Raw genomic sequence first — 18,385 nt, 5'->3', positions numbered from 1 at the left:
GCAACCCGCAATACCAACTGAGGTGAAGTGCTTGGAAAACTTGCGCGAGCAAAAGCGCGAGGCCTAAAAGGTAGATGGGTTTGGGGGGCAAAGCATGCGCGGGTTCATTGTCGCGACGACGCGACTAATTTTGTTCTGGGCGATACCCGTTGCTTTTGTTTTCACCGCCGAGCTTCTCCTTTCACAGGTGGATTATCGGCTTGCCTACGACACCATTGTGAGCGCCGCAGGCGGAAATATCGAGGGTATCAGCCAACCGAAATTCGCCTATGCGCTGGCCGCAATACTATTCGTCTTCGCCATTGGCTTGGCGGCAGCCTTCCTGCTGCTTCACGTTCTCCCGGTCATCCTCGCGCTTTCGCGGGCGAGGCAGATGGTCCAGGCTGCTGGGGGCACGAGCAGGAACCGCGGGGAAGTCCGCAAGAGCTTCGCATCCGGCTTTGAACTGCTGCGACAGCGCCTCGCGCGCCGTTGGCTGATCGGTCACGCTTGGGTCGAGTTCGAGGAGACCCTTTTCGACATCGACAGTCCGGACGCAATTGGCAACACGGTGCGCCCACAGGCCTTTTTTAACGCTAGCGTCGCGCGCGAAAGGTTGCCAGGGCTGAAGATGATGAACGCCGTGCCCGGCTACTTCGTGGGTATTGGCCTGCTCCTAACTTTCGTCGGTCTGGTGCTCGCACTTTACAAGGCGGGCACCGCCGCCGCGGCCGGTGACGCCAATGTTATGGCCGCAGAGATGGGCAAGCTGCTGCAGATCGCAACGTTCAAGTTTTCGACGTCGATCGCCGGACTTGGCGCGTCAATCATCCTGTCGATGGTCTTTCGCTGGTTCCTTGTGCTGATCGAAAGCGCCTTCGATCGCTTCAACGCCACGCTCGAGCGCGCCTTGCTCTACCACGCGCCTCAATCGATCGCGATGGAGATGAATCGCACCATGCGCGATCAGCTAGTTCAGCTGAAGGACATCACGCAGGGCGACTTTTTCACACGTATGGGCGAGGAGATTGCACCGCGCCTCAATACGGCGATCAGCGATGCCATGGGCCCTGTCACTGAGCAGATCGGCAGCGCGGTCGGCAGCCTCGCCACGAACAGCCAGAATGGCGTTGCAACGATGATGGAGTCCTTTGTCAGCTCGCTGCAGAGTGGTGCCGGCACCGAGATGCGCGAGCTCGCCGCTACCCTGAAACAGCTGCAGATGGCGATGACCGAGATGCAGTCAAACGTCCGTGGCAGCGGCGACGCCTTCTCCGACAAGCTCTCGAAGGCGGCCGACAATCTCAACCTCATGATCGAACGCGCCGGCCAGAGCTTCGAGACGAGCTCGGGACAGAGCCGCGACGCGCTGGCCTCGGTCGTCGAGACGCTGCGCCAGACCATGGAAAAGGCGAATGCCGACATGGATGCTGCGCTGGGCAAAGCGGCCAGCGGCGCCTCGGCGAAGCTCGAGACGGCAATGGGAACGGTCATGGGAAAGCTCGACGAGCAGATTGTTGGAGTTGGCGAAAGTTTCGCCGCGCTGGCGCGTTCGATGAAGGCGATCGAGGGAGCGTTGTCCAGCCAGCGCGCCGCGCTGGAGGGCGCGTCGGCGGAGGCGCACAACGCGGCGAAGGCGTTCACTGAAACGGCCGGCAGCGTCCGCACAGCAGCTGTCCCGCTTGCGAAGGCCGGTGAGCAATTCGCTAGCGCTACAGAACAGCTGGCGACTAGCGTCTCGACCGCGCTGGAGACGCTCAACGGCGCCAAGGACGAGATCGCGGCGCTCGCCGCAAACCTCGATGCGACCAACACGACGACAAACGAATTCTGGAACGGCTTTTCGTTGAAATTCGATGAGGTCGATACTGCGCTGGGCAAGGCAGTCAAGATGCTGTCGGAAACGTCACTCGACCACCAGCAGCGCCTTCAGGAGCATGTGCGCCAAGTTGACCAGGGGCTAACCGAGGCCATCCAAAAAATGTCGCCAATGCTGACGAGCATTTCAGACAGCGCAGAGTCAATCGCTGACAGCTTGGAAAAGACTGCGTCACTGGAAGCAGCGGAATAAGGTCAAAGCGACCGGGGCGGAAACATGATCGCAGCCGAAACCGACGAAAGCACCGGAAGTCATGCCGAGGATGACGAAAACTATTTCGTCTCAATGACCGACATGATGGTCGGAATCCTGTTTATCTTCATCATCATGCTAATGGTTTTTGCGCTAAATTTCCAGAAGCAGACTGACCAGACAGAGATGCTCACCAAGCAGCAGCGTCAGCAAATTGAGAGAGCACAGCAATTGGCTCGGCAAATTGCTAACCTCCAGACCCGCATCGATACCGAAGTAAGCGAGATCAACAAGGCGGACAAGGCGCGGGCTACCCTGCTCGAAACTATCCGGGCTCGGCTCGAGGCCGTGGGGCTAAAAGTGACAATCGACAGCGCCACTGGCGTCTTACGTTTGGCGGAGGATGCGATCGAATTCGCGTCTGATAACTCCACGCTCGACAGGACCGCTTCGGCCAATGTCGACGCGCTGTCGAAGGTACTTCTCGACGTCTTGCCGGCCTATTCCGCCTGTGCATCAGACGCAATTTGCCCTCAGCACAGCGGATACACGGTCGAGACCGTGTTTATCGAAGGACATACCGACCGAACGGGACAGGATAACCGCAACTGGCAACTGTCAACCGAACGAGCGGTCAATACGTATCGGCGGATCGTCGACAACTTCCCCGGTCTTCGCAACCTGAAGAATTCGGCAAGCCGGGAGGTGCTTTCTGTCTCGGGGTACGCCTACACGCGACCGGCGACCAACAGAGAAGACCCTGACGGTCGCAAGATAAACCGCCGAATCGACCTTCGTTTCGTCATGGAAGCCGATCGCGAGAAACGTCTGACAGAATTAACAAACCTACTTGAGCAGATGAAGCAGCAGGTCGAAACGCTGCAGGAATCGGCGCGCGCAGGATTGCCAGTTTCAAAACAACCAGCACCGAATGTCGCTCCGTGAGCACGCTTCTGAAGGACGCAATCAGCGAGCTGTTGATACGGCACGGTCCGTCGAGAGCCCCGGCAATCGAACCGTCCGTACTGAGACTGGCGCGCAGGCTTCCGGAGGGCAGGGGTGATCTGCGTGGCGCCAAGAACTACGAGGAGATCGCGGTCCGGCTCAAGACTGCGCTCGGGCGTGGCGAGCGCCTTACCAAAGCGCAGGCGCGCGATGGTGCATGGTGTCTTTGGCAAACCGAGGTCGCGATCGCTGAAGAGCCTGATCTCCTCAAGGCGTTCCTAGCCCAGGTTCGGGCGCTCAGGCACAAGGCATCCTCGCGTGCGCTCGCATTCTCCTACTTGATCAGCTTCCAGGCTGGCGGACCGGGTTTCGCCGCCGTCGCTTCGGTGTTGCGAGACCTGGCATCTGTGATGGGAGAGCCGTTTGAAGTGTTGCATCACAAGTTGCAGATCTTCGACGAGGAACGGGGGCCTCGCCTGATAGGCGATGCGGCATTCGCCAAACGCAAATCGCCTGCAGCAATTCTCGAAGAGAGCGGCCTGCGGCTGCAGCAGGTTCTTGCCGGCGGTTATGTGGAGCCCTGCGCCCGGCGCGTCCTGCAGCGCGCCGCCGAGGATCTGCGCCTACCGGCGCTGGAGCGCCTGGATTTCATCCAGCTCGTTGCGGTGAAAGGCGGCAAGCTGAATTTTCCAACTCACAAGGATTTGGTGGCCAACGCGCTGCTGCTCCCGCACCGTGACCGCGAAGTAGAAAAGAATATCAAGGATCGCACACTCGACTTCTTAGTGTCGCTGGAGGGCCTCGGCGATCCCCGTACGAGGAGCGGCAACTGGGTTGGCATCCCGCAGGCGCGTGATGTCGCGATCAACTGGCTCACCGAGCTTGCGCTGCGGCAATTCCTCGATGTTGTCGCAGCGGTCAACCCGAATGTGAACTGGCCGTACCGCCGCAGGTTCTGGGAGGCGATGCACAAGTCCGGCGCGATAAGCGGCGCGTGGGTGGTGCTGGACAGTGAGGGAACAAAGGAGGCTCATCGGCGCTTCGGTCGCAACGTGCCATTCGGGCGATTTGGCTATGGCAGCAGCGGCGTGCAGGCTGGCCACGCCGTGCTGCTGCTCCGGATTGGATCGGGCATGTGCGCCGAGTGGAGCTTCGATGGCAAATGCCGCTTCTGGGCCGATTCTCAGCGCAAAGGGGCGCCGGAGCTCTATAAGCCGCAGTATGACGCCGACGAACTCAGAACCGGCAACCGCTACGCTCCGGTCGAGGAAATCGTCCACATTCCCCATCAGGGTCAAAACGCCTGGCAGCACAAGGCTGCTCGCCGGATTTCGTCGATGACCGGCGAACGCTTCAATTCCAAGGACTACATGTGAAAGCCACCTTCACCCATTTGGTGCAGCCCGACGGCGTGTTGCTGAAGCTCCAGCGGCGGCGCTTGCTCAGCTGGCAGCCGTTGCCGGTGAAGGACTGGCGCCTGGCTGACGGCAAGCAGGGTGCCGCCGCTCGCTTCTTGCTTCCAGGTGTGGAGGCAGGCGACAGCGTCGAGCGCGATGGTGGCATCTTTGTGCCTCACCTGCTGGTCGCATCGCTGCCGGCGACCGTCGCCGAAGCTGCCGGTCTCCCGGCGCTCGGTACGCTGTCGATCACGCTAGCCTTCGAGCGCATCATGACCGATCCCAAGGCGCGTATCCGTGCCAGCTGGTACGATCAAGAGGAGAATCGGATCCGCATCACGCGGGTCGGCGCACTCGCCACTTGGGGCGCCATCGAAGGCCGTCTGTCGCGGCCTCTCTACGAGCTTGCCGAAGCGATCGACGGCTACAACAAGACTGAGGGAAAGGACGCTGAGACCCGTATTGCCGCATGGGGGGTGGTCCAGGCAGCGCTGAAACACACCACCGAGGATGAGCTGCGCAGCGACGACAACTATCTTACCAGCCTGACCGTCTACCAAGCCGGCGCGGTGGCGCTGGATGTGATCGAGACCGCGAGCGGACCCGATTTCTTCCCGGTGGTCATGGGCCGCGAGAAGGCCGCTACCCTCGCAGATAATACAGCGGCGCCTGATGAGGATGGTGAAGCGCCGCCGGCGCAGCGTGACCTCATTTCGGACGCGCTGCTACCGCGAGCCATGCAGCAGCGTTTCTCGCGCGAGATGTTTGCCGGCGAGTCCAGAAGCCGCGACGCCTATGTGCTGGACCGAAATGTCTTCCTAGTGCTTGATCCGTCGCTGAAGACTGCGCTCGATGTCATCCGCCGCAAGCGCGCCGCGCCGAAAGCGGAGCGTATTGCCTTCCTGAAGAACCCGCGAGCCGAGATCGCCGCCGCGATTGGCGACGAGAGCGGCGAGACGGCTTTGTCGCTGCTGGTCGAGACCTGGCAATATTCCGAGCGCGTGCTGGGGCTCGGCGTGTGGGAGCCGCCAGCGATTCCGTGGCTCATGACTAAGTCCGGCCAGTGGTTGCCCGAGCGCTTTCCCTGTCGCATCGGCAACGAAGTCATCGAACTCGACCGCGAGTCGTTCCAGACGCTCAAGAGCGAAGTCGCCCGCGCCACGGCCAGCGATGAGAAGGAAATCACCGTAGATGGCCAGCATTTCCATGTTGTCGACGTTCAGGCCGCGTTTGTGCAGCTCGGCCTGGACCCATTAGGCAATGGCCAGATGGAGGAGCCGCCGGCGCGTCCGGACATGCCGCAGCAGGCTGAACCCGATCTAGGCACCCCGCCGAGCGTCAATGTCGATGACCGCCTCGTCATCCGGCAGAACATCGACGGCAAGGAGTTCTGGGTCTCCTATTCGCCGCGCGTGGTCGCCGCTGACGTGGCGTTTCCCCCCGCACCGCTCGTTGCCACACATCCGAAACTGCATCAGACCACCGGCTTCGCCTGGCTCGTGGATGCCTACAGGGCCGGCTGGCCCGGCGTTCTGCTCGCCGACGACATGGGTCTCGGCAAGACCTTCCAGGCACTGGCGTTCTTGGCTTGGGTGCGAAAGAACCGCCGCAAGGCAGGTCTTGATCGCGGCGCCCAGAACAAGCCCATCCTGATCGTCGCGCCGACGGCCCTGCTGCGCAACTGGATCGATGAGGCCGAACGGCATCTCGGGCCCGGTGCGCTTGGCGAGCGCGTCGACGCGTTCGGCTCGAAGCTGCGCCACCTCAAGGGGCCAAAGGACGAGCACTGGACGCCGGAGACAGCGATCCATGTCGACGAACTGCGCAAGGCCAACTGGGTGCTGACCACGTACGAAACGCTGGCCGACAATCACCGCGCCTTTGCACGTGTTGCCTTCAGCGTCGCCGTCTTCGACGAGGCGCAAAAGATCAAGTCGCCCGGTGCCATTAACACGCAGTCCGCCAAGGCAATGAACGCCGACTTCGTGCTCGGCCTCACCGGCACGCCGATCGAGAACCGGCTCGCCGATCTGTGGTGCATCATGGATCGGGTCGTGCCTGGTTATCTTGGCGACCTGAAGGGCTTTGTCTCGACCTACGAGCAGGGCGGCGATGAAGAGCTGATGCGGCTGAAGGAAAGTCTCGACAAAGCTCCGGAGGGAAGCCGCGCGCCTGCGGTGCTGTTGCGGCGCATGAAGGCCGAGATTCTCGAAGGCCTGCCCACCCGCCAGTTCAAGAACGAGCGGGTCGAGATGCCGGCCGAGCAGGCTCAGGCCTACAGCAACGCGGTGCGCAAAGCACAGATTGGCGGCGCGACGCAGGGCGACATGCTGCGGGCGATCCATGCCTTTCGCGGTGTGTCGCTTCATCCTAGCGGCGCGCGCGACTGCGACCCACTCGACAAGGACTCTGTTCGGCGCTGGTTCTCGCAGTCAGCGCGCATGCACCACGCCGTCGACGTGCTGGGAGAGCTGAACAGAACAAAGGAAAAAGCGCTTGTCTTCATTGAAGACCTGGAGATCCAGGCGCTGTTCGCCGCTGCGATCGCAACGCATCTCGACCTCGAGCGACAGCCCGCCATCATTAATGGTGGGGTTCCGGGCGAAAAGCGGCTGGAGATCGTCGACCGCTTCCAAGCTTCGCCGGCGCCGTTCGATCTTCTCGTGCTGTCGCCCAAGGCAGCTGGCGTCGGCCTGACCATCACGGCGGCCAATCATGTCATCCATCTGTCGCGCTGGTGGAACCCCGCGGTCGAGGACCAGTGCAACGATCGCTGCTATCGCATCGGTCAACAAAAGCCGGTGACGGTGCATGTGCCTATCGCGGTGCATCCGCACTATGGCGAGGCGTCCTTCGACGTGAAGTTGGATCAACTCCTGGAAAATAAGCGCCAGCTGTCGCGCGACATGCTGATGCCGCCGGTCGCTGATGGCGACGTCCAGCAGCTGTTCGGTCAGACGGTGCGAAGCGGCTAGGGTAGCGCTGCCTCCGCAAGGAAGGGCGAAAGGATCGTCACCTTGTCGCCGATGCGCCCCGACGCGGTAAGGATCAGCCTTTTGCGCGCCCGCGTCATGGCCACGTAGAATAGCCGCCGTTCGCTTTCGAGCTTGCGCTCGTCATTGGCATAGCGAAGCGGCCAGATGCCGTCGACGACGTCGAGCATGACCACGGTGTCGAACTCGCGGCCCTTGGCGCGCAGCGCCGTCATCAGGTGCACAGGCTTCTTCCAGACGTCGCTATCGATGTCGCTGTCCATGCCGGGTAGCTTGACCAGCGTGTCCTTGGCCTTTTCCAGATCGTCAACGAAGGCCTGGAAGTCGGTCCCATAGCGCTCGGAGAATTCGACGAGATAGAGGAAGGGCGGATCGGCTAGGAAAATGTCCTCAGCGCCGCGCCCATAGTCTTGCCGGAAACCGGAATAAAGGTTCTGCAGTGCCTCTATCGCAGCGCGTACTGTCGGCGCATGGATCAGCTGGCGCAGCTTGATGGCGAAGTTGGCCGCCGTCGCGCCTTCGTCGCTCTGCCCACGGATCGGGCCGCCATAGGTCTCCAACTGGTCGATCGCTGCGTCGTACGATTTCGGTCGCGCCAGCCGGATGTGGCGCGCCATCGCATCTGCTTCCGCTTTGCGCAGCGGATAGCGTTGGACCGAATTACAGAGCGACATCACATCGTCAACGATAGTTGGCACCGCCACGCCCAGCCCCGCCATGGTCCGCGTCCTCAGCGCTCCAAGCAGCCTATCGAAGGTCTCGGAGAGGAAAAGGTGCAGGTCTTCGGCGGCGCAAAACGGAATGTCATCGCGCGCCAGCAGGATCTGGTAGGGAATCAACTGCGCCCGCTTGCGCGACAGCAGCGCCATGCGTGCGCCGGGCGCCTTGCTGCGGACGAAGACGTGAATCTCGGATAGCACATTCTCGGTGGAATCCAGGAACGTCGCACCTCTGTGCATGTCCACCACGGCATCTGTGGTCGACACCGGGTGCATCGTCTTAGCGACACGCCGCTTGTTATGGGCGATCAGCCGCGCCGATTTCCGTACAATGTTGCGCGGGCTGCGGTAATTCTTCTCGAGGATATAGGTGGCAAAGTGCCGGCCTAGGTGCCGGTTGGGCTCAAGGATGAAGTCAGGCGCCGCGCCCCGCCATTCGAAAATCGCCTGGTCGTCGTCGCCGACGATCGTTAGCGCCGACTGATTTAACTCGGCAACGCTCATGATCAGCGCGAGGTCGAGCGGATTAATGTCCTGGAATTCGTCAACCAGGATCTGAGTGATGGACGTATCCTTCGCCACGGCCATTCCGGCGTTGAGCTGGCGCCGCTGGTCGAGCCAGGCGCCGTATTTCTGATCCTCGAGCGTAAATGAGCCGGTTGCGTACTGCTGAGCGCATGCATTATTGAAAAATGGCAACGCCACTTCCAGGAAGGGCTCTTGGCGCCTGTTCGGCAACACACCTAGCTCTTCCAGCCGCTCAATGTACTCATGCATTAGGGGCATCAGGCCGAGTTCGGTCAGCGCGTCCAACCGATCGTCGGCCATACGCAGTGAGCCATCTTCATGGTCGAAACCGAGCGTCTTCATCATATCGAGCAGCCCGGCAAGCAGCTTGGGCAACTTGAAGGGCTGGTGTTTCATACCCCGCTCGAGCGCCGGAACGGCCGACCAGGCTGGTGCAAGTACGGTCTTGATCATGAGGGCGCGTTCGAACTCGGAGACGTGCAGGCGCGGCGACGCCGACATGGCTTTCAGCCGCCTGTGGCCCCAGCCATTCAGTGTCACCACGTCGGCCCGCGAGGCAAAGTCGACAAAATCCGGTCCGCTCAGCCTCGCCTTCAACTCGTCGCGCGCCGCGCGCGTGAACGATACGATGAGGAATCTGGAATCCGGTGCGCGGCGATACAGTTCGGCGCAGCGATGCAGCAGCGACAGCGTCTTGCCGCTGCCTGCCGGCGCTAGCAGGCGGATGTCGCGCTCCGGCGCTTGCACGAAAGAGAGCTGCGTCCCGTCAAGGCCGCCATAAACTGCGTTGGGCGTGGTGATATTCACGACGCCCACCCCGCCTCACGTGCCACCAAAGCCTTGTCGGGTTCAAGTGCCAGAATAGCCACTGCTTTGACCTCTTTCATTCAACGGCACGATAATGGACCCAAGGCGCAATAGGCGAGCATTCTTAGCTTGGTGCAGCCAATTCAGATTGGCACTCGAAGGAATTTTCGGAGCGACAGCCAGTAGCTATAATGAGCTGCCGCGCAGCGGACGTTCCGAATGTCGACCATGCGTCAATTTTCGCTTAAGTACGAGCAAGCAGCCAATCTACGTCCCGAGTGATCTGGTCCCTTAAAACTGGATCGCTTTGGTTAGAGTTTTCCGCGTCGCTTCCCGAGACTGCATCGTTGATGAGGAGCTCCTCCTGCACGCACTCAAGAGCCTTTCCGGAAGGTTCGTAGCAACTAATACTCCGCGAGAAGGGAGAGAGCCAAACGCGATACGGTGTCAGCGGCGATACCGGAACCGAATGTTTAGATTGGTTCCGGGCGGGCCGGGTATGGTGACTGTCCCGCCTTGGACGGACGGTGTCCCGGGGATGCCCAGATCTAGGTTCCCGCCTCCGACCTGTGGGGCAGATGGGGCAGGAGGAAAAATGCCGCGGACTAGCTCGCCTGCCAAAGTTGCAGCGACGCTGCCATCACCAAACCATTGTTTTGTCAATTCTTCCGCTTCTTTGATGGCTTGCTTCGCCGCATCATCGAGGGCCTCGCCGGCTTCTTTAGCCCCCTCTGAGGCCCGTTTCAGGATTTTCACTGCTTCGTTCGATTTCCCAAGCCCTCTTGTAATATCGTTCCAGGCATTCCGGGCCCATTTGACGATTTCGTTATTGGGGCCGAATTCCGTGTTCCCCATCAGAACGGCAATGCCCATATCCCCCGGGCAGTTTCCGGCCGGAATCCGCTCTGCAAATCTTGATTTGAGCTCTTCACTCTGCCTTTTCTGATCAGCTATCCGCTCTTTATCGATTTTGCTTCCGACGGCCCTCAAGGTGCCGGAAACAACGATTCCGTCAGCGCTCGGTTTCGTAGCCATTACACCCAAAGTGACCTCCGCGATCTCCCATGGAGGCAAGCCGACAAAGGTCGATTCCTTCGAGAGGGGGAGAGGCGAGCCATCCTTCGCGCGTCCGGGCACTATTAAAGGGGCGTCCGAAAGAATGATCATTGGCTTGCCGAACGCTGCCAGGCCGGGAGCGGTCAGTTTTGCGCCGAGGATCGGCACGCGTGTCCACTTCGATCCGACAACTAGCTGGCCGTCGGTTTTGGCTTCAACGGTAACCGGTGTGCAATCAATTCTTGGAAACAGGCCGAGCACCGTTCTACCTTCAAGGGTAACAGCCTCAATCTGCAATGAGCCAGAAAGCGGGATAGGGCGAACGGGGAATTCGAGCTTCACCGCTGACGCGATCCCTCCGCCCACTCCAGGGTCGATATGGACTTTAATGTCGGCGCTTCCGCCCGCATTCAGCTGCGCGTCGAAGTGCACATCTTTCGAGGTCCAGTTCGCGCGGATAGAAGAGAGTGAGATGGAGCCCGTGACCGCACGGGCGCCATTCAAGACGACAGCCGTTTTGAATTTTCCGAGAATACGGTCGGTCTTCTCACTCAAATAGAGTTGCCCCTCGGCGGCAGTGGACGTCACGGTCGCCTTTCGCTGATTAGGCTGGAGAGTAGAGATCTTCTGGACGAGGCTCGAAAAGGTGCGCCCGTTCAGCCACAACGAGAAGTCCGATTGATCGACAGCCGGCCGGACAACCCTCGCAAGGCGGGCCTTCGCGGCGGCAATTTCCTCGTCCAGTCGAGCATCGGACCTTCCAGATCGCGCAACCTCCGCAAAATTGAGTTGACCGGCCTCACTCTCCCGCCCAGCAATCCAAATACCTCCGTCTAGAAAAAGGGGATATCCAAACGTGAGGCTAAGCTTCTGCTTACCGGTTGGCACCAAAAATTGCAGGTCAACCCAATTTGACTGCTTTGGGCTACGAACTGGGATCTTCTCTACGTGTTTAAACTCGGGAGGCGTCTCGTGAACGTCGGGTAGCGGAATTGGAATGTTCAACTTCTCGGCAAATACGACAGCCGTGCTTCTCGATATCAGCTCCGCAACAAAGCCCCTAAATCCGATCCGAAGTGCGTTCCAAGTAAAGTCTGGACTCAATTTTAGGATCCGAATACCGAAGTTTGCGGCCTTTCCGCCGTCGTCGAGCTCGATGATTTTGGTAAAAACAAGAGCTACTTCACCCGACAAATCGACTGCGAGCCCGCGCTTGGCTGAAGATGCTCTTATCTTGATCGGTCCGGTTGGGAATCCCTTGCTGAACGATATGCCAACATCGACGATTTCGGCGATCAAGTCCTCTCCGGAATTTACCTTAGGTGATTCAAATATTTTTGTACCTCTCGCCAAAGCAAGCGCCTGGTCGAAACCTCGCTGCGAGACATACAAAGCAACGTCTGATCCTAAGATCGAAACCGCTTGGCTTTCTGCTGTTGGATCGCTCTTGATCGGGACAATCGCGGATCGGTTCCCTTCATCTACATGATATGTGCCTAATGATCTCTTCAGAGATTTCCACTCCTCTTCCTTCATGTCGACGGAGTATTTTTCCGAATAAATCAGGAGCCATGCTATGGCGGCGAGAGCCATGACTAAAAGAGTGATCGACACTCGTCCAAAAGTCGTTCGTAGAGCGCCCGCCATAGCCAAGCTCCTTATCGTCGACCATCTCGACCAACCTCAGCTATTTCCTTCTCAGTAGCAATGGGAACGCATTCGGTTAGGCGAGCCTAAAACGTGCCGGTCGCAAACGGCCGGACCAAACCGTAGGCGCGCCGGAACAGGACTTTGGGCGATGCGCGAAACCGGGCGTTCATGGCCAGCCCGGCAGTATGCGAAGATGCTAGCATTCCGGCAGTATTAACTGATTCGCGAAGTTCGAATGGCCTACCTAGATGCTAATGCAACGACTGTTTGCAGTCCCGGTGTCGCAGCGGCCGTAAGGTCTGTCCTGGCTTCGGGACCTGTCAATCCATCTAGCATCCACGGCTATGGGGCTCGGGCGAGGGAGGCATTAGAGCAGGCGCGCGATGATGTCTGCGCTCTTATACGTGGGGCCTTTCCAGAAGCTGTGATCTTCAATTCTGGGGGGACAGAAGGAAATAATGCCGTCCTGCGCGGCCTTACCGCTGCTACCATCCTGACGAGTAATGTCGAGCATCCATCGGTCTCCGCTCCCGCTTCGGCTAATGGGAAGCATATCACCGTTCCCGTCGACACCTTTGGGCTTCTGGACCAAGAGGCACTTCGCAACTTGCTGCCATTAGACGGCTTGCTCGTCACTAGCATTCAGTGGGCGAATAGCGAGACAGGTGTGGTACAGCCGATTCATGAGATCATCGAAACGATTAGGCGTGTTCGGCCCGACGCATTCATCCATGTTGACGCTGCACAAGCGATCGGCCGGATCCCGATCGAGATGAGTGGAATCGATGCATTGACTTGCTCAGGTCACAAACTGCATGGACCACCCGGGACTGGAATTCTTGTCTTTGGCGATCCCGATGAAGATAGGCTTTCTCCGCTCATCTTGGGTGGCGGGCAGGAGCGGAGACATCGTTCTGGCACTCAGAATGTTGCTGGTGCCGCCGGGCTCGGGACGGCGTTTAAGGAGCGGGCTCAAGGTTTCGAAGACGCTATTTCTGTCATGAAGCAAATGCGAGACACGTTCGAGACCGCGGTATGCGAGAAATTTCAGGACGCGAGCGCCCATGGAGCACGATCACCCCGTGTCCCGAACACTTCGAACATTCATTTCCCCGGCGTCGAAGGGATAGCTCTGGTCGGGCGTCTCGATCAGGAAGGCGTTTACTGCTCGGTCGGTGCCGCCTGCTCAAGCGGGCGCCCTGAGCCTTCTCAGGTACTGCTTGCGATGGGGTGCTCAGAGACCGAGGCCTTCCAGAGTGTTAGGTTTTCGTTTTCGATCATGAACACGATCGACGAAGCATTACGAGCGGCTGAGATAGTCGCCCGTGTCGCGAGGGAATTGCAGTGAAGCTGCTCTCTAGCGCGACTGAGCGCATCAAGTTTGAGTTCGGGCGGCACGAGACCTTTGCGGTTCGCGAAGGGTGGATACCCAAAGGTCTCGATCTCACACGAAAGCTCCACGGGCACTTCAGGCCTGATCTGAGCGCTGCCGATGCCCTCGGGCTCGGCAGCAACATGGTGAAGTCGTTGAGCTACTGGCTAGAGGCGACTGGACTGGCTGTCGGAACCCGCGAGGGCAAGGAGAAGGCGTTCCGGACGACCCGATTTGGGGAAGCCGTCAGTCAGCGCGATGGCTACCTCGAGTTCCCGGTTTCGTGGTGGCTGATGCATATCCTGTTGGCCCGGCGGGAGGGATCGGTCTGGAATTGGTTCTTCAATGATTTCTCCGAGCGGATCTTTGATCGCACCACTGCCGCCGAAGCCTATCTGAAGAGCATTCGCGAGCGGGCGCTCAATCCCGCTACGCCGGCGGTCGCGCAGCGCGATGTCGCCTGTCTTCTCAACGCCTATGCGACGACGTCGGGCAGCGAGCGGTCTGATCCGGAAGACGCCACGACCTGTCCGCTGAGGGCACTTTCGCTCGTCGTCAAACACCCGGATACCGGGCGCTTCGAAAAGACGCGCCCGCTCGATCAGATCCCTGTCGAGGCTTTCCTTGCGTGCTGTAGCTTCGTCGCTAGCGATACAGGCAGCGACAGCGTTGCGTTCATCGATCTCATGAGACTTCGCAACTCACCAGCACGACTGTTCGGCCTGGACGGAGATGCGATCGACGAGATGGCAAGCGCAGCGGCCTCGCTTTATCGTCAGGACGGCGTTGGCATCGCGATGCTTGGCACCAACCGGACGCTTAGCCTCCCTCGGTTTGATGCGAGCGAGTGGCTGGAGAGGCATTTCGCCCGGCTCGGATTTGCAGCATGAGCAAACCGACCCTGCGCTCCGTCAATCTGCGCGAAGACGCCTTTGTTCCCTCGCGACTCGATCACTATAAGCCGACGAGCCGTTCCCTGCCTGTTGCGGCCGCTGTTCTCGCTGGCGGGGCCAGCATGGTGATTGCGGCCTATGGTAGTGGAAAATCCCTAGCCGCAGGCATCGGCGCGATGGCTGTCGACAACGATCCGGCCAACAAGCGAGTTCTCGCTGAAATCGCTGGACGGATCGAACCCGTCGATCCGGAATTCGCGAAGGTCTACGAAGAGCGCGCACAAGATGGAAATCGCGGACGGGTTGTCGTTCTTTCGGGCTACGTTCGCGATGTGGCGAGATCTCTCGCGTCCTCGCTTGACATCGGTCAAGTCGACGACATCGAGCAGGCGATCGCAGCGATGCGAAGGCTGCAGGGTATCGATCACATCGCGATCGTTTGGGACGAGTTCGGGCGCCACCTCGAAGGGCTCGTGACTGAAGGGCGGTCGCGAGACCTCGATATCATTCAGCGGCTTGCCGAGTTCACGGTCCGCGCAAAATCTCCGACAGTCGGCCTGACGATTCTTCTCCATCAAAATCTCCTCGCCTATGCGGGGAGTCTGAACCAGACGACCCGCAATGAGTGGCGAAAGATCGAGGGGCGATTCCGCCAGGTTCGTTTCGTCGAAGACAGCCGCGAGCTCTACGCGCTCGTCGCCTCGGTGGTCGATGCCAGGCGTCCTCCCCGGAAGGCAAATCTCGTAGCAGTTGCGCCAATCGCGCAGGGAGCCGTCGAGGCGCGTTGGTTCGATGGCATCGAGGATCCCAAGCGGATCATCAGCCTGCTGACCATGGCGCACCCCATCAGCGGCGCAGCTCTGCAAGTTCTGCCGCGGCTCGTCGCCCGCGTTGGCCAAAACGAGCGCAGCCTGTTTGCCTTTCTGGAGTCGATCGACACAACTGCGCCGGTTGGTCTGGACGAAGTTTACCTTGCTTTCTCGGAGTCTTTGCGTTCCGACGTCGGCGTCGGCGGGCTTCATCGCAGATGGGTCGAAGCAGAAAGCGCTCGCAGTAAGGTGACCGATGCGGTCGAACGCGAGGCTTTGTCGGCCGCATTCATGCTTCAGATCGGCGCTCACGGCGAGCGCCGACATCTGCCACGGTCAATCCTTGAGCTCGCGGTCCGATCAAAGGGCCACAGTTCCGACTCGGCCGAAGCCGCAGTCGAGGCGCTAATCGAGCGCAAGCTGCTGCTCTATCGCAAGCTCAACGACGACATTTCGATTTGGCACGGCGCTGATCTCGATGTCGCATCGAGGCTGCGCGACGAGCGCATTCGTCGCATCACATCCTTCGATCTCAGCGGCTTCTTGGAAGCGCAGCACCCAGCTCCCTTCCTGCGGCCCTCTCGGCACAACGCCGAGCACGGGACGTCACGCTATATGGTCGGCAGCTATGTTCAGCTAGTGGACCTTGCCTCGATCGATCAGAACATCGATTCAGGCATTTGGGGACGGGTGATCTATGTCATCTGCAATTCCGGCGACGATGTCCGCAAGGCGGCCAGCTTCGCGGAAAAAGCCAAATTCGACCGGACCATTCTCGTCGTCCCTGCCGATCCCGTTCCGGCCTTCGACACTGCGCTTGAGATCGAGTGCCTCACGGCGCTTCGCAAAGATTCGAATCTGCTCAGCGAAGATCCACTCGTCGTTCAAGAGCTCGACGAGCTGCTGGCAGTCGCACGTCGGCAGTTGACGCTCGCCTTGCACCGTCTGACGAGTGACCGTCCCAACGCTGCTACTTGGTTTCATCTCGGCAAGCGGCTCGAGATCACGCCCGAGCGTCCTGCGGGGATTATGGTCTCTGATCTGATGGATGAGTGGTTCCCCCTGACGCCGCGCATCGTCAACGATCAGATCATGCGGGGACGGGTCTCCAGGCAGATGCAGACCGCGCGGGTCCGGGCCGTCCTGCGGCTGATGGAACAATCGACGAAACCGAACCTCGGTTATGCGGAAGACGACAGCTCGGCCGAAGCTTCGGTTTTCCGGACCATTTTTGCGCGAACTGGAATCCACCGCAGCTCCGGCGACAGCGGTCGATTTGCGTCGCCGGCGGAAATCCGAGATCCGGGTCTCGCGGATGTTTGGGAGAAGGTGCAGCACTTCTTCACGGAGCCTGGCAGAAAACCGCTCACTGAGATCGTCGAGGTGCTCAGCGCGCCGCCATATGGGCTTCCATCAGGCGTGCTCCCGCTCATTGTTCTGGCCGGCTACCGGGCGTTTGGTCGAGCAGTATCGCTTTGGACCGACGGCAACTATGTCGCGGATGTCTTAGGCTTCGAGCCAGTCCGGATGTTCGTCGAACCCGAGCGGCATATGGTCGAGGTTCACACGGACGATCCGATTGTCTTGGACTATTTGGCCGAAGTCTCTGACATCTTCCTGCACAAGCGACCTGGGCCGCACGACGAGATGGTGCGTTTTGCACGCGATGCGCTTCGGGCTTGGCGCTCGAGCATCGCCGACGGTGCCACACGCTCGAAACGCATGACTGACGATGCGAGGCAGTTTCTGCGGGCGTTCAACGAGGCGACGGATCCCGCCACCTTCCTTGTCGATACGCTGCCAAATCGGCTCGGTGATTTCTCGAAGGGCGCCAAGCGCTATTCGAACACGCTCCGAGCTCTGGAAAAGGCGCGAAACGTAATTGATGGCCTGGTCGATGGCTATCTACGTGATGCGGTCGAGGTCCTCGCCGATATTCTTCGTGTGGGCGCAGCTGGCGATGTCGTCGACGGCATAAGAGACTGGATTTCTTGCCTCGATGTCGCTGATCTGATGCGACGCGACGACCTGAAGATGACCGACAAGGCCATTCTCAGGACGGCGAGGGACACACTCGGCGGGCGATACTCGCCGGAAACGCTAGCCCGAACTGTGAGTTCAGTGCTGTTGCAGCGCGGAATCGAAAAATGGCAAGACGATACCGGCGATCAGCTGCGCAAAGAGTTGCGCGAATGCAAGCTCCGCATTGAAGCAGCTGCAATGGATGTTGATCACCCACCTGCTGCACTTGCGCCTGTAATCGAGGCGCGCATTCGTCATCTGCAAGGACAACTGGCGCGTATTCGTAGCCAAAAGCATTCTGGGGGAGCTACCGAATGACGGCCGTAGCAAGCAAAATGGCGGACGCTGCAATCGACCGAGCGTCACGCCACATCGTTCCTCTGTCGGGCGGGAAGGATAGCACCGCGATGGCGATCTATCTCGCCAAGCAATATCCGGAAATCGACTTCGAATACGTCTTCTCCGATACCGGCGCCGAGCTTCCGGAGACCTATACGTATTTCGAGCGTCTGGAACACGTCCTTGGCAAGAAGGTTACGCGTATTACTGCACTTGAAATGTTAGGTGTCGAAGAGAAGCCGGGCAGGTCACCGTTTGACGTAGTATTGTACGATCATTTCTCTGGCTTTCTGCCTTCTCCGCGTTCGCGTTGGTGTACTAGAATGCTCAAGATTCATCCCTATGAGCGACACATCGGAAGCGATCGAGCCTACTCATACATTGCAATTCGTGCTGACGAGAACCGCTCTGGTTACCTTGGAAACGGTAAGCCTGTCCTGCTTTCGGAAGAGCCGAATATCACGCCGGTTTATCCGTTTAAAGATGAGGGGATAACAATCGGAGACGTGCAGAGGCTCCTGGACGACTCTGGTTTAGGTTTTCCGGAGTATTACGAGTGGAGATCTCGCTCTGGTTGTTATTTTTGCTTCTATCAGCAGATAGGTGAGTGGCAGGGGTTGCTAGAAAGGCATCCTGATCTTTATGAAATCGCTAAGTCGTATGAGCAAGGCAAGAACGGTCGTCGCTATTCCTGGGTGGACGGTAGAACACTCGACGACGTGGCCAAAATGCCGCGCCGGGCGGTGAAGGCGAAGTCGGACGATGACGGCTGCGTGATCTGTCACCTCTAACCGGCGAGTATGAG

10 protein-coding genes are annotated in these 18,385 nt (G+C 59.5%); 8 read left to right on the top strand and 2 right to left on the bottom strand.

What is annotated here, in order from left to right:
- The first annotated feature begins 94 nt into the window (after positions 1-94).
- Genes zorA through FQV39_RS04510 form a run of 4 tightly spaced genes read left to right on the top strand, consistent with a single transcriptional unit; the run spans position 95 to position 7,367 of the window.
- On the top strand, positions 95-2,050 hold the full coding sequence (gene zorA / locus FQV39_RS04525; RefSeq protein WP_149129221.1) for an anti-phage ZorAB system protein ZorA: 1,956 nt from the start codon (positions 95-97) through the stop codon (positions 2,048-2,050).
- Between the two features lie 24 nt (positions 2,051-2,074).
- Positions 2,075-2,995, top strand: a complete 921-nt coding sequence (locus FQV39_RS04520) for an OmpA/MotB family protein (RefSeq protein WP_149129220.1) — start codon at positions 2,075-2,077, stop codon at positions 2,993-2,995.
- Complete coding sequence (locus FQV39_RS04515; protein ID WP_187640169.1) at positions 2,992-4,371, top strand: EH signature domain-containing protein; 1,380 nt, start codon at positions 2,992-2,994, stop codon at positions 4,369-4,371. Before FQV39_RS04520 ends, FQV39_RS04515 begins: the two co-directional genes overlap by 4 nt.
- Entirely contained in the window at positions 4,368-7,367 is a 3,000-nt protein-coding gene (locus tag FQV39_RS04510; protein WP_149129218.1) for a DEAD/DEAH box helicase, read from the top strand. Before FQV39_RS04515 ends, FQV39_RS04510 begins: the two co-directional genes overlap by 4 nt.
- Here FQV39_RS04510 and FQV39_RS04505 read toward each other — a convergent pair.
- Positions 7,364-9,448: a 3'-5' exonuclease gene (locus FQV39_RS04505; RefSeq protein ID WP_149129217.1), complete on the bottom strand. Its 2,085-nt coding sequence runs from the start codon at positions 9,446-9,448 to the stop codon at positions 7,364-7,366. The two genes, FQV39_RS04510 and FQV39_RS04505, sit on opposite strands and share 4 nt — an antisense overlap.
- A 438-nt stretch (positions 9,449-9,886) precedes the next feature.
- A complete protein-coding gene (locus FQV39_RS04500; protein ID WP_149129216.1) occupies positions 9,887-12,142 on the bottom strand; it encodes a hypothetical protein in 2,256 nt (751 codons plus the stop codon).
- A gap of 238 nt (positions 12,143-12,380) precedes the next feature.
- On the opposite strand from FQV39_RS04500, the gene FQV39_RS04495 reads away from it, so the two are divergent.
- Genes FQV39_RS04495 through FQV39_RS04480 form a run of 4 tightly spaced genes read left to right on the top strand, consistent with a single transcriptional unit; the run spans position 12,381 to position 18,371 of the window.
- On the top strand, positions 12,381-13,493 hold the full coding sequence (locus FQV39_RS04495; RefSeq protein WP_149129215.1) for a cysteine desulfurase family protein: 1,113 nt from the start codon (positions 12,381-12,383) through the stop codon (positions 13,491-13,493).
- Positions 13,490-14,407: a DUF4007 family protein gene (locus FQV39_RS04490; protein WP_248313242.1), complete on the top strand. Its 918-nt coding sequence runs from the start codon at positions 13,490-13,492 to the stop codon at positions 14,405-14,407. Before FQV39_RS04495 ends, FQV39_RS04490 begins: the two co-directional genes overlap by 4 nt.
- Complete coding sequence (locus FQV39_RS04485; protein WP_149129214.1) at positions 14,404-17,559, top strand: hypothetical protein; 3,156 nt, start codon at positions 14,404-14,406, stop codon at positions 17,557-17,559. Before FQV39_RS04490 ends, FQV39_RS04485 begins: the two co-directional genes overlap by 4 nt.
- Positions 17,556-18,371: a phosphoadenosine phosphosulfate reductase family protein gene (locus FQV39_RS04480; protein ID WP_149129213.1), complete on the top strand. Its 816-nt coding sequence runs from the start codon at positions 17,556-17,558 to the stop codon at positions 18,369-18,371. Before FQV39_RS04485 ends, FQV39_RS04480 begins: the two co-directional genes overlap by 4 nt.
- The last annotated feature ends 14 nt before the right edge of the window (positions 18,372-18,385 follow it).

Source organism: Bosea sp. F3-2 (assembly GCF_008253865.1).
GTDB lineage: Bacteria > Pseudomonadota > Alphaproteobacteria > Rhizobiales > Beijerinckiaceae > Allobosea.
This window is presented reverse-complemented; position numbering and strand designations above follow the sequence as displayed.

Coding starts and splice junctions, on each gene's coding strand:
- FQV39_RS04485 (WP_149129214.1), top strand. CDS start 14,404: ATGAGCAAACCGACCCTGCGCTCCGTCAATCTGCGCGAAGACGCCTTT.
- FQV39_RS04500 (WP_149129216.1), bottom strand. CDS start 12,142: ATGGCGGGCGCTCTACGAACGACTTTTGGACGAGTGTCGATCACTCTT.
- FQV39_RS04480 (WP_149129213.1), top strand. CDS start 17,556: ATGACGGCCGTAGCAAGCAAAATGGCGGACGCTGCAATCGACCGAGCG.
- FQV39_RS04495 (WP_149129215.1), top strand. CDS start 12,381: ATGGCCTACCTAGATGCTAATGCAACGACTGTTTGCAGTCCCGGTGTC.
- zorA (WP_149129221.1), top strand. CDS start 95: ATGCGCGGGTTCATTGTCGCGACGACGCGACTAATTTTGTTCTGGGCG.
- FQV39_RS04520 (WP_149129220.1), top strand. CDS start 2,075: ATGATCGCAGCCGAAACCGACGAAAGCACCGGAAGTCATGCCGAGGAT.